The sequence below is a fragment of the Pelosinus fermentans JBW45 genome, assembly GCF_000271665.2.
Classification (GTDB): Bacteria; Bacillota; Negativicutes; order DSM-13327; family DSM-13327; genus Pelosinus; species Pelosinus baikalensis.
Window position 1 is genome coordinate 3,119,500 of the sequence record NZ_CP010978.1, and the last position, 13,425, is coordinate 3,132,924.

Genomic DNA, 13,425 nt, shown 5'->3' on the forward strand with positions numbered 1-13,425 from the left:
CCTCCTATTGAACTTTTAATCATCCATTTCTCCTTACTTACAGCCTTTTTCTGCTCCACACTCACCACCCGTACCGCGGAGAATCTCAAGAGCATGAGGCAGTACAGGTAAAATAATTTCCAAGCATTCCCGCACTGCTTTAGGACTACCCGGCAAATTTACAATCAAACATTTGCCGCGAATACCTGCTACTGCTCGGCTTAACATCGCTCTTGGAGATATCGCAGCGCTCTCTCGCCTCATGGCTTCTGGTAAACCAGGAACAGCCCTTTCAATAACACGCAATGTAGCTTCAGGGGTTACGTCCCTTGGTGAAAATCCAGTCCCTCCTGTGGTAAGCAAAAGCCCCACACCAAGTTGATCTACCATTTCTGTCATGGCCTCTACTAATACATCCTGGTCATCAGGCAGTATACGATAGTCAATCACCTGCCCTTTTATATTCGGCACAAGTTTCTCAATTTCTTTGGCACTGGTATCTTCTCTTTCTCCAATTGCCCCCTTGTCACTGGCCGTAATAATGCCTACTGGTATACCGTGCCAAACTTCAATCCCATCCTCTGCTTTAACCCTTCCGCCAACTAGTACTCGGGTAAAAATGCCTTCTTTCGGCATAACGCACTGACCAACCTGCTTGAAAATTTCGCAATGATGATGACAACTCTTGCCGATTTGAGTTACTTCCAGTAAGGTTTCTCCTGCCTTCAAATAGGTTCCAACAGGTAGTTTGAAAAGCTCTAACCCTTCCGTCGTGAGATTTTCAGCAAAGTCTCCCGGAACGAGTTCCAAACCTTTTTTTCTGCCGATTTCCTTCATTTTTTCAATACTATCTACACTAAGCAAGCTGATCTGGCGATGCCATTTTCCTGCGTGAGCATCGCCTTCCATCCCCCAATTTGCTCTCAACTTAGCCTCACCTATATTTTCTTTGCGAACCCCTTTTTCCCTGCTGATACAAACAGCAGCTATTTTTGCAGGCATGAATCATCCTTCCTTTCAAACAGGCCGCTCTTACCGCCTTCTTTTTTCATTAAGCAAATGTTTGCTATTACCATAGAACGATCAATTGCCTTACACATATCATATACTGTCAGAGCTGCAACGCTAACGGCGGTCATGGCCTCCATCTCTACGCCTGTTTGCCCGCTTACCCTGACAGCAGCTTCTATCATGATTGATCGCTGCTCCCTGGTAAAATGGATCTCAACTGAACTAATTAATAGAGGATGGCAAAGAGGTATGAGATGCTGTGTCTGCTTTGCAGCCATGATACCTGCCAAACGTGCTACTTCTAACACATTGCCTTTGGCAATTTGACTGTCATATATTTTCTCTAGTGTTTCTTTTTCCATAAAAATTTGTCCACGAGCTACTGCTTGTCTTTGCGTTATATGTTTACCACTGACATCTACCATGTGGCTTTCGCCCTGGGCGTTAAAATGAGTAAATTCTGCCATAATTTTGCACAAATCCTCCCTTTATAAATGAATGATGAAGATATTAAACTCACCTTCACAGCTGCGACACCGCAGCGTCTCTCTTCTAGCAATTTGCCAGCTATACTTTTGATAACCGAATTCTATTTTCTAAAAAATCAGCAACCTCTTTAACCTCTTCCAGCTTAAAATAAGGGACACCAGTATAAATTTGCTGATCTGCAACTAAGGCGATTCGATTCTTTTTTAGGCCAATATATTCTTTTCCCTGCCGATGTACCTCAATTTGTGGTTTTTCTTCTTGTTTAAAACCCTCTGTCAAAATTAAATCCACATTGTTAATCCCTTGAATGATATCATCCAGCGCAAGTGGCTGGGTAAGGGTCTGCACGATTGCGACTTGATGCGCAGAGGCAATGCATACAACATCAGCACCAGCTTGGCGGTGCTTCCATGTATCCGTCCCAGCATGATCTATTTCAAAATCATGACCATCATGTTTAATCACTGCAATACGATAACCACGATTTTTCAACTCACGAATAACCTTTGTCAAAAGCGTCGTTTTACCGCTATTGGAATAACCTACAAAGGAGACAAGGGGTATCATAGTCGCTTTCCTTCTTTCCACTATTACTTTAAATTAGCCACCAATACGATGCATACCTCTTTCACTTTTTCCCCCATTCCTCAAGTTACATTCCTTGGGTTTATTCCAGATCACTTGTTTTATCGTATCCAAGAGCTTCTGATCAGAAATTCCTGCACGCAGTCTTTCACGCAAGGAATATTCCTGGTTCGATAACAGACAAGGTTTAAGATTGCCATCAGGAGTAAGACGAATTCGATTGCAAGAACTGCAGAAATGTTGAGAAATAGGAGTAATAAAACCAATTGAGCCCTGTGCCTGAGGGAAGCGATATATTTGAGCCGGTGAGTGATTACTCATTTCAGGAATCAGTTTACCAAAGCCAGCTTTTAAAAGTTGCTGCTTCATTTTATCTGCTGCAAATAAATATTTTCGTTCCAAGGCAAAGGGCATATATTCAATAAATCGAACCTGATAGGGATTATTTATAGCCAAGTTCGCAAAATCAGCAATTTCATCTGAATTTATGCCGTTCATAACTACCATATTTAACTTAATCGGTGTTAGACCGATTTCTTGCGCCGTTTTTATTCCTGCTAATACCCGATACAATGCATCATGTCCTGTTATCTGTTTAAATCGCTCAGGATCTAATGTATCAAGACTCACATTGATACGTTTCACCCCAGCTTCCTTTAAAAGAGAAGCATATTCTTCCAGCATACTACCATTCGTTGTTACAGCCACTTCTTTGATCCCAGGAATAGCTGTTACCTTATGTAAAAAGCCAACAATCCCTTTACGTACCAAAGGCTCACCACCAGTAATACGTACTTTATCAACCCCTAAGCTGGCAAAGGCAGTAATAATGCGCAAGATTTCTTCATACTGTAAAATATCATTATGCTCCATCCATTTTACACCTTCTGAAGGCATACAGTATTGGCATCGAAAATTGCACCTATCTGTTACTGCTACTCGCAGGTAATGAATGTGCCTTCCCACACTGTCATATAAACCATTCATCCTGCAACCTCCTGTCTTATTTTTATTACAAAATACTATGGTATTTATCCGATGACCAATTCGCTATAAGACTCCCCCTCTTCCAAAAGATAGTTCGTGTGCGATTAATTCCGGAGGATAAGTACAACAAATCGGTCATTTGGTGTTAACTCCATCTAAATCAAGTCTTTTTGCAACAATTCTAAATGAAGATTACTCTCATACTGTTGATAGTATTAGCCTTCCAAATCTAATAATCCTTTTTTCATTGCATATCTAACCATTTCCGGTCTAGTTTTTAAATCAAGTTTTTCCATAATTCTAGCCTTGTAAGCTTCAACAGTCTTAACAGAAAGACAAAGTTGCTCAGCAATGTCTTTATTAGCATACCCCATAGCCACCAAGCGCAATGTTTGTTTCTCTCGTTCTGTTAGTAATTGCAATGACTCAAATTCTTCGCTTTTATTTCCCTGACGTAAAAATCTTTCAATTAAAGTTTTAGCAGCAGATGGATATAAATAAGATTCCCCTTGGTGAACTGTGCGAATGGCTTTGAGTAAATCAAAGTCAGGAGCAGTTTTTACAATATATCCCACTGCCCCTGCCTTTAAAGACTGAAATAGATATTCTTCATCATCGTGCATGGTTAGAATCAGCACTCGAATCTCTGGTAGTAATTCCTTTAATCTAGCAGTAGCAATCAGACCATTCTCACCTGGAGGCATGCTCAAATCCATAAGTACCACCTGAGGAAGAAGTTTTACCCCTAATTCTACCGCTTCTCTTCCATCAGCAGCCACCCCTACCACTTGCATATCTTGCTGGGAATTAATTAACATAGCTAATCCCGAACGGACAACAGCGTGATCATCAGCTATTAGAACACTAATGGTCATGGATTATTTCCTCCTCTTTGCCCAAGGGAACATATACACGAATCGTAGTACCATGATCACATCCGGAAGTAATTTTAAGAGTACCGCCAATCAATTTCGCTCTTTCTCGCATACCATAAAGCCCTAATCCTGTTCCCATCACTTCTATTTTCTCTAGATTAAAACCCCGTCCCAAATCTATAACTGCCAAATACAATAGTTGATCCTGTTCTTCAAAATGTATCTCTAATGTATCAATATTCGCATATTTAGCCGCATTTATCATAGCTTCTTGACAAATACGATAAAGTGCTGTTTCTATCGATGCTCCATAACGACGCTCTTGTCCTACAACGGATAACCTTGTTACAATTCCATAGGTTCGCTCAAACTGTTTAATGAAAGAACGCAAGGCTGGTACAAATCCCCAATCATCAAGTGAGGAAGGTCTTAGATCTACAGAGATATGTCGGACTTCACTTAAAGCTTGAACCGCCATATCTCTCACTAATTGAAAATGACTTTTTAAGTCGTTTTCTAGTTCCATCTGTTCAATTATATTAAGCCCTACAATCATGCTATAAATGGTTTGCCCCACTCCATCATGCAGCTCACGAGACACACGTTTACGTTCTCCTTCTTGCGCCTGAATCATATAATTCGCCATTTTTTTTTGAACATATTTTTGGTCTTGCTTATTGTATTCGGACATATCGCGAAGTACGACGATCAAAAAACCACCAGCATTCTGCGGCAAACGAGTTGTACTAGCTGATACCGAGAAAATATGTCCCTTTCTGTGCAATAAACGAATTTTAAAGGAAGACATACTTTCTAAGGTAGTAAAACAATTTATACAAACTGTAAAATCTGCACACCTTTCCATCCCATGACAAATATCACATAAACTCATTTTATGAATCAGCTCTTCAGTACAATAGCCCGTCAGCATTTCGATTGACGGATTCGCATCAATAATAATACCCTTATCATCTAAAATGACAATTGCATCGCTTCCATACTGAAAAATGTCTTTAAATAATGGCTCCGAAGTTTTCTGCCTCACGCCAATAGCCTCCATTATAGTAAATGCATGCTTTTCTCTCAGATACCTATTATATTTTCCATTTCTTTAGCAACTTGTTTGACTAATCCAACTATCACTTCTTCTATTCTACATGGATTACGATAACCAATTAATAACACACCTTTTACTCTTCCCGCTATCAAGACTGGAACTCCCAAAGCGGATCGCAGTTCTTCAGCATAAAGAATGGGATATTCTTGAGGGTCATCATGTTGCCTATGCTCATAATTCTCTAATATCATTGGCCTACCTGCCATCAATACTTTTCCTGCAATTCCTTTACCAGAACGTAATACAATCCGCCTAAACCGTTCATTTTTATTACCTACTGCATATTTCCAACGAATAACAGCTTCTCCTGGCTCTTGACAGGCAAAAGCCGAGAAGTCAGCATCAGTCCGTTGTCGTAACTCCTCCAAATATTTATTAATTACTCCTGCTAGTGTATCCATTAAGAAATTCTCCCGAAATATTAATTTTACTTACAATTTAGCACAGTTTCTATTTAAAAGCAAAGACAAAGAAGGTTATGAAATAAGGGCAATCTAAAAAATAACTTTGATTGCCCTTACAACTCAATGAAATGATTTTACTTTTAAGTCCTTACTAAAATATTGAATATATGCTCTGTTGATATATTCAATAGGCATACTCCATACATGTACTAATCTTGTAAAAGGCCACATTGCAAATATTCCAAAACCCACTACAACATGAAGTTTGAACACCAAAGGTACAGCAGCCATAAAGGAAGCAGCAGGCTGCAAAAATAATAAACCTCTAAACCAAGGACCAATGGTTTCCCGATAATCAAAACTACCTGTGCTCAGTACATTTGTAATTGTACTTGCCAACCCTAACGAAACTTCAATCAGCACCAATATCACAACAATTAAATCAGCTGCACTACTAACTGCAAATACACGATCATTGCCAAAGCGGCGCAGCGTAAGAATAAGAATACCTGCTAATGTGACCAGGCCAGCTGGTCCTCCACCATAAACAGCAGCCATATGATACATCTGTTCATTTACTCCAATGGATTCAAAAAAGGCCTTAGGGATCAACAGACCAGAAATGTGCCCTCCAACGACGGCTAAAATACCAGCGTGAAACAACATACTACCCCACCATAAACTACGTTTTTCTAATAATTCACTTGATTTAGCTGTCCACCCTAATTGATCCGTATTATAACGATAAATATGCCCAACAACAAAAATAGTTAACGCTATATAAGGATAGATCACCCATAGAAATTGTTCTGTGAATTTCATGATAGATCTCCCCCTATATGGACAGATTCTACACATGCCACTGGTACTGTAGATTCGACGCAAACCTCAAGCAATGCAGCATAGGGACTATGTTTTCCCTTAAGTTGCTGCCATAATTTATCCATACCAGGACCTACAATTTCTAGAACCTGCTTACATGATTCCTGATTAGCAATCGCTAAGAATTCAAGCAACAGGGGAAGGTAGTCAGGTAATTCCTCTGTATCTACCTCAAGTCCAGCTTGTAAGTAGATTGCTTTCAAGTCTGCCAGCACCTGACCACGCTTTCGATCATCCGGGCAGAGCAAGGAGGTAATATACAAATTACAGTGTTCGCTAAAATCAAAAGTGTCTACATATTCTGCTGCTAATTCTTCACAACTTCTATGGTCCAAATAATCCAGAAAAGTATCTACATTTTCTTTTTGAGGCAAATGTTCCAATTTATTTGCCAGTATACGTAATTGATTGATTTCTAGCCACCTGCTCTTAGGATATTGCAGCAATATGGAGAGGAATTGCAACATTTCTTTATCTATCACCCTCTTCACCTCCAGTGCTATAGAAAGAGTTACCCTGGGGCAGAGAATAACCACAACTACCTTGCTGTTTATATACATTCACATATTTTTCTTGATGTGATGTGGGAATAACAAAGCGATCCTCATATTTGGCAATGGCCAGCAGACGATACATACGCTCGGCAGCAGTTTCATCAAGACCAGCCGTCCTTAGCTTATCCACATCAACTGTTTTGTTCGTATTGATTGATCGCATATAGGTTCGCATCGCGAGCAGTTTACCTAAAGCAATTTTTACAGCTTCTATATTACCAGCCGTCAAGATATTGGCCAAGTACTCGATGGGAATACGCATATCATCGAGTAATGGAAATAGATTTGGATTCACCCCTTGTTCTTTTGCCGCACTAACAATGGGACTAAGAGGTGGTATATACCATACCATTGGCATGGTGCGAAATTCCGGATGCAGCGGCAGTGCCACCCCATACCGTACAGCTAAATCATAAATGGGGGAACGCTTCGCATCTTCTAACCAATCTTCACATATGCCATCAAGGCGAGCCTTTGCAATCACTTCAGGATCAGCTGGGTCTAAGAATACACTAAGCTGAGCCTCATATAATTTCTGTTCATTGACAGTGGATGCCGCTTCTTTTACTCTATCTGCATCATACAATACAACGCCCATATACCGCACACGACCAGAACAAGTTTCTGAACAAATAGTAGGCTGACCAGATTCCACCCGGGGAAAGCAAAAAATACATTTTTCTGCTTTATGGGTTTGCCAATTAAAATAAACTTTTTTATACGGACAGCCCGTCATGCACAGACGCCAGCCTCGGCAAGCGTCCTGATCGACTAATACAATGCCATCTTCTTCCCGCTTATAAATAGCACCTGAGGGACATGCTGCCACACAGCCAGGATTTAGGCAGTGTTCACAAATTCTTGGTAGATAGGCCATGAAGGTCTGTTCAAACTCAAATTTCACTTTTTCCTGCATCTTTACTATATTCGGATCCTTAATACCAGTTTGATGGGCACCTGCTAAATCATCTTCCCAGTTTGGCCCCCACTTTAACTCCATATTCTTACCAGTGATCACTGATTTAGGACGGGCAACGGGCTGATAGCGTTTGGTGGGACTGTTCAGTAGTTTTTCATAATCATATGTCCAAGGTTCGTAGTAATCATCAAGAGTCGGCATATCAGGGTTATGAAACAACTTAAATAATAATTTTGCCAAACGACTGCCGCCTTTTAGCCTGATTTTACCATCTTGTAATTCCCAACCACCTTTATATTTTTCTTGATTTTCCCATTCCACAGGATAACCAATGCCAGGTTTGGTTTCTACATTGTTAAACCACATATACTCCGCACCCTCACGATTGGTCCAAGTATTCTTACAGGTCACACTGCAAGTATGGCAGCCAATGCATTTATCCAAATTAATTACCATAGCCAATTGAGCTTTAATCTTCAAGCCAAGCTACCTCCTTCAACTTGCGAACTGCAACATAGATATCTCTTTGATTGCCAATTGGCCCGTAATAGTTAAACCCATAGCTAAGCTGGGCATATCCGCCAATACATTGGGTGGGCTTCACATGAACCCGTGTAGGACTATTGTGTGTACCGCCTCGCTGACCAGTGATGGATGAGCCTGGGACATTGATATGCTTATCTTGGGCGTGATACATATAAAGAGTACCCCGAGGCATACGGTGACTTACTACTACTCTGGCAGCAACTACGCCATTACGGTTATATACTTCTACCCAGTCATTATCTTTAAGATCTGCCTGCAAGGCGTCCCGGTGATTCACCCACACATGAGGCCCACCGCGGAATAAGGTCAGCATATGCAGGTTATCTTGATAGGTACTGTGTATATTCCATTTGCCATGAGGGGTAAGATATCGCAACACAATCTCCTTACCTGCCGTTAGGGGGTTATGTTCTTTGCCAGCAAACAGCACCGGCGATAAAGTCGGTTTATATACAGGCATGGCTTCACCAAACTCCAGCATGATTTCATGATCGATATAGAAATGCTGCCGTCCTGTCAATGTGCGAAAAGGCATCAAATGATCGATACTGGTAGTAAAGGGTGAATAGCGCTTATTTCCTTGATTGGAACCAGTAAACACAGGTGTGGGAATAACTTGCCTAGGCTGCACCGTAATGTCCTTAAAAGTAAACTTTTCTCCCGCCCTGCCAGCGCTGATATCTTTAAGTTCCATACCCGTTTTCTTTTCTGCATCTTCCCAAGCTTTCCTGGCTAATTTGCCATTGGTAGCACTTGACAATGTAAGGATTGCTTCTGCCACTTGGCGAGCAGTCTCGATGGCAGGACGACCGAAAGCCACACCTGGCACAGTAATCTGCCCATTACTCTTTTTTAGCTCTTCGTACTGTTCTTTAACAGGAAAAGCAATACCATGGGCACCCACTGGATTTTTTTCTAATAATGGACCAAGGGAAGTAAATTTATTATAAATTTCTTTATAATCCCGCTCCACCATTACCAGATTCGGCATCGTCTTTCCAGGCACCGCCTCTACTTCCCCTTTGCGCCAATCCAGCACCTTGCCAAAAGGCTGGGCAATCTCGCCTGGCGAATCATGCATAAGAGGCACTGCCACAATATCTTGTTGCACCTCAGGCAGATATTCTTTTGCTATAGTAGAAAAGGCCTTTGCTAAACTTTTGAAAATATCCCAATCTGATTTGGCTTCCCAAGGTGGATTAATAGCTGGATTGAAAGGATGAACAAAAGGATGCATATCCGTACTGCTTAAATCTGTTTTTTCATACCAAGTAGCTGCAGGCAGTACAATATCAGAATAAAGCGCCGTGCCAGCCATGCGAAAATCTATAGTAACCAATAAATCCAGCTTACCTTCTGGCGGTGCATTATTCCACGTAACTTCTTCTGGCCTTAGCTCTTCATTCGGTTCCGATAAGAGACCATGAGATGCTCCCAGTAAATATTTCAGAAAATACTCATGCCCTTTACCAGAACTAGAAATCAAATTAGAACGCCAGACAAATAATCCACGAGGGTGATTCTTCCTGTTGTCAGGGTCTTCTACGGCAAAAGACATGGATTTGTCCTTGAGTTTTTCAACGACATGACTGATGACTTGCTCGGAAGTTTCAGCTCCTGCTTGACCGGCTTTAGTACTTAGCTGTAAAGGATTTTCACTAAACTGAGGATAGGAAGGCATCCATCCGAGTCTGGCAGCTAACACATTATAGTCTGCGGGATGGCTATAGCGGCTTTTAGTGACTGTTGGTGATTTTAGTCCATCCATGCTATGTGTTTCATACTGCCACTGGTTGGTGGCAAAATAAAAAAAGGAGGTCGCATTCTGCAGACGGGGAGGCATTGACCAGTCACGAGCAAATGCTACTGTACCCCAGCCTTCGATAGGACGGCACTTCTCCTGTCCTACATAATGAGCCCAGCCACCGCCATTTACACCCTGGCAGCCAGTTAGGATTACCAAATTTAATATAGCCCGATAAATGGTGTCTCCATTAAACCAATGATTAATGCCTGCTCCCATGATAATCATGGACCGTCCCAACGTATCGGCAGCATTTTGGGCAAACTCCCTAGCTATCTGAATTACTAATTCCGTTTCCACATTCGTATGTTTCTTTTGCCAAGCCGGGGTATATGTTTGTTCATCATAATAATCTATAGGATATTGCCCTGGCAGATTACGTTTCACTCCATATTGAGCTAACATCAGATCAAATACAGTTGTGACTCTTAGTAACTTACCGTTTTTCATAATGAATTTAACGGGGATGCCTCGTTTAACAATTCCAGTACCACCTTCCGTAAATTCAGGAAGATCCACGCAAATTTGCTCATCTTCCAGGCCAAGGAATGTCAGTAACGGAGAAAGAGCCTCACCCGATTCATTCTCCATTTTCAGATTCCATTGTCCCGTACTGTCCCAACGCTGGCCAATGGTCCCTTTAGGAATTGCCGGGCCTTCTTGTAATGCATCCCATAATACTGGTTTCCACTCGCCTTTATTTACTGCCAACCCAAGATCACTAGCCCGCACAAAACGCCCCGGGGTATAAACAGTATCCTCTTTTTCAATGAGTACTAAAAATGGCATATCCGTAAACTGTTTTGCATAATCCAGGAAGTATTTTTCTTGTTTATCAACATAAAATTCTTTCAAAATTACATGGGTCATTGCCTGAGCTAAAGCAGCGTCTGACCCCGGATTAACTGGAAGCCAATTATCGGCAAATTTTACATTTTCCGCATAGTCGGGACTGACGGCTACGACCTTCGTACCTTTATAACGGACTTCCGTCATAAAATGGGCATCCGGTGTTCGAGTCATTGGTATATTGGAACCCCACATAATGATATATCCCGCATTATACCAGTCGCTGCTTTCTGGTACATCCGTCTGCTCACCCCATATCTGTGGTGATGCAGGGGGCAAATCTGCATACCAGTCATAAAAGCTTAGCATAGGGGCACCTAAGAGTGATAAAAATCGTGATCCCGCTGCATAGCTGACCATGGACATGGCAGGTATAGGCGTAAAACCAGCAATGCGGTCAGGTCCGTAAGTGATAATGGTATATAGCAGCATAGCTGACATGATTTCATTAACCTCTTGCCACTCAGCCCTCACAAAGCCGCCTTTCCCCCGTACCTCTTTATATTGTTTTGCTTTGTCTTGATCTTCTACAATCGAGCCCCAAGCCTTTACTAAATGACCATTATTTTTTGTTAATGCCTCACGCCATAATGACAATAATTGACTGCGAATATAGGGGTGCTTAATTCTAAGAGGACTATATACATACCAGGAGAAGCTAGCTCCCCTTGGACATCCTCTAGGCTCGAACTCTGGCATATCCGGTCCTGTGGAAGGATAATCTGTCTGCTGGTTTTCTGAGGTAATAATACCGTCCTTAACAAATATCTTCCAGCTGCAGGACCCTGTACAGTTTACACCATGGGTCGTGCGTACCACTTTGTCATAATTCCAACGCTTACGGTATATAGTTTCAGCGTTTCGATCATCTGCAACCACTTGACTCCATCCATTCTGTGCTGTTTCTTTGCTTTTAAAGAAATTCAGTTTTTTCCATAATGGTAATTCTTGCTTCTCCATTTATTCTCACCTCCATATTTCTTAGCACTTTATCTCTGCATTTGTTCGACTGTAATAATAATGAATTACAAATAGACTGATGATATAAAAGGCAATAAAACCATATAAGGCCATGGCAGGCGATCCAGTAGTCCGTGTTGACCAACCAAAAGCTATGGGAACAAAAAACGCACCATAAGCAGCAACGGCTGAAATAAAGCCAATAGCTGGCGCTGCTTCTTTAGGGTTAAATATTTTGGAAGACATGCCAAACGTAGAACCGCTGGCTGCCCCAGTAGTAACAAATAAAATTAATGCCATGATAAAAAATACGACAAAATTATGTTGGTTCATAAAAAAGATAACTCCTAAGGTAGCACCACTCATAATAAAAATAGACCCAAAGCTTACTCGCGCCCCACCGTATTTATCAGCAGCCCAGCCTCCTATAGGACGAGAGAGAGCACCTACGAGCGGTCCCAAAAAAGCATACTGCAACGGGTTAATGCCAGGAAATTGCAACTTTATCAATAAAGGAAACACTGCGGAATAACCAATAAAAGAACCAAAAGCAATGGTATAGATAAAACTCATGACCCACATATGTTTACAGCTAAAGATGCTGAATTGTTCACGAAGGGATGCTTTAGCAGTCTCCAGGTTATTCATACCAAAAAACGCGGCTACTGTGATCACTACAATAGGAATGATCCATATAAAAGCAGCATTTTGCAGCCAAACACTTTTAGCACTCCCACCATTCACTAAAAGTTGAGGCTCACCACCGATACTGCCAAAGATTCCAAAGGTAATAACAAACGGTACCACAAACTGTACAACACTGACGCCTACATTACCCAATCCCCCATTAATTCCTAATGCAGTTCCCTTCAATTTCTTAGGGAAAAAGAAACTAATGTTACCCATAGACGATGCGAAGTTTCCTCCACCTAAGCCACATAAAATAGCCCATATCATCATCGTTCTATAGGTTGTAGTGATATCCTGTACTGCATATCCAATACCAATCGCTGGAATTAAAAGAGATGCTGTGCTAATCACCGTCCAATTCCGTCCACCAAAAACAGGTATTACAAAAGCATAAAAAATTCGTAACGTTGCACCTGATAATCCTGGCAAAGCAACTAAATTAAACAACTCCTCCGTACTGAATGTGAACCCTGCACTGTTAAGATTAACCGCTACAACCGACCATAACACCCAAATGCAAAAAGATACGAGTAGAGCCGGAACAGAAATCCATAAATTTCGGTTCGCAATTTTTTTTCCCTCCTGCTCCCAAAAAACAGGGTCCTCCGGTTTCCATATTTTCAATTTATACAATGACTGGTCCCCCTTTAGTAAGTGTGTAATATATATTGTCAGATTTATTTTAATATTTTGTCGATGAAAAGTAATGTAGGGAATCCCCTATATCGATTAAGGGGATCCCCTACATTGGCTATAAAAAATTATTTATGTCAT

12 protein-coding genes are annotated in these 13,425 nt (G+C 41.3%); all 12 read right to left on the reverse strand.

Features of this window, described 5'->3' with window-relative positions; translation table 11 throughout:
- Window positions 1–33: 33 nt before the first annotated feature.
- Window positions 34–981 carry an MOSC domain-containing protein gene (locus tag JBW_RS13790; RefSeq protein WP_007953884.1) on the reverse strand — a complete coding sequence of 316 codons (948 nt, stop codon included), beginning with the start codon at window positions 979–981 and terminating at the stop codon, window positions 34–36.
- Window positions 966–1,457, reverse strand: a complete 492-nt coding sequence (moaC, locus tag JBW_RS13795; RefSeq protein WP_007953883.1) for a cyclic pyranopterin monophosphate synthase MoaC — start codon at window positions 1,455–1,457, stop codon at window positions 966–968. Before moaC ends, JBW_RS13790 begins: the two co-directional genes overlap by 16 nt.
- Before the next feature lie 100 nt (window positions 1,458–1,557).
- Window positions 1,558–2,046, reverse strand: a complete 489-nt coding sequence (gene mobB, locus JBW_RS13800) for a molybdopterin-guanine dinucleotide biosynthesis protein B (protein WP_007953882.1) — start codon at window positions 2,044–2,046, stop codon at window positions 1,558–1,560.
- 33 nt (window positions 2,047–2,079) lie between these two features.
- Entirely contained in the window at window positions 2,080–3,051 is a 972-nt protein-coding gene (gene moaA, locus JBW_RS13805; protein WP_007953881.1) for a GTP 3',8-cyclase MoaA, read from the reverse strand.
- 215 nt (window positions 3,052–3,266) lie between these two features.
- Complete coding sequence (locus tag JBW_RS13810) at window positions 3,267–3,926, reverse strand: response regulator (protein WP_007953880.1); 660 nt, start codon at window positions 3,924–3,926, stop codon at window positions 3,267–3,269.
- A complete protein-coding gene (locus JBW_RS13815; RefSeq protein ID WP_007953879.1) occupies window positions 3,916–4,971 on the reverse strand; it encodes a PAS domain-containing sensor histidine kinase in 1,056 nt (351 codons plus the stop codon). Before JBW_RS13815 ends, JBW_RS13810 begins: the two co-directional genes overlap by 11 nt.
- A gap of 38 nt (window positions 4,972–5,009) precedes the next feature.
- Window positions 5,010–5,444, reverse strand: a complete 435-nt coding sequence (locus JBW_RS13820; protein ID WP_007935458.1) for a GAF domain-containing protein — start codon at window positions 5,442–5,444, stop codon at window positions 5,010–5,012.
- Between the two features lie 123 nt (window positions 5,445–5,567).
- Window positions 5,568–6,269, reverse strand: coding sequence for a respiratory nitrate reductase subunit gamma (narI, locus tag JBW_RS13825; protein WP_007953878.1), 702 nt, complete (start codon window positions 6,267–6,269; stop codon window positions 5,568–5,570).
- The gene (gene narJ, locus JBW_RS13830) at window positions 6,266–6,811 is read right to left on the reverse strand and encodes a nitrate reductase molybdenum cofactor assembly chaperone (protein ID WP_007953877.1); all 546 of its coding nucleotides are present in this window, start codon (window positions 6,809–6,811) and stop codon (window positions 6,266–6,268) included. Before narJ ends, narI begins: the two co-directional genes overlap by 4 nt.
- Window positions 6,801–8,282, reverse strand: coding sequence for a nitrate reductase subunit beta (narH, locus tag JBW_RS13835; RefSeq protein ID WP_007953876.1), 1,482 nt, complete (start codon window positions 8,280–8,282; stop codon window positions 6,801–6,803). The genes narJ and narH overlap by 11 nt, the downstream gene beginning before the upstream one ends.
- Complete coding sequence (locus tag JBW_RS13840; protein WP_007953875.1) at window positions 8,272–11,961, reverse strand: nitrate reductase subunit alpha; 3,690 nt, start codon at window positions 11,959–11,961, stop codon at window positions 8,272–8,274. The genes narH and JBW_RS13840 overlap by 11 nt, the downstream gene beginning before the upstream one ends.
- Window positions 11,962–11,982: 21 nt before the next feature.
- A complete protein-coding gene (locus JBW_RS13845) occupies window positions 11,983–13,284 on the reverse strand; it encodes an MFS transporter (RefSeq protein WP_007953874.1) in 1,302 nt (433 codons plus the stop codon).
- Between the last annotated feature and the right edge of the window lie 141 nt (window positions 13,285–13,425).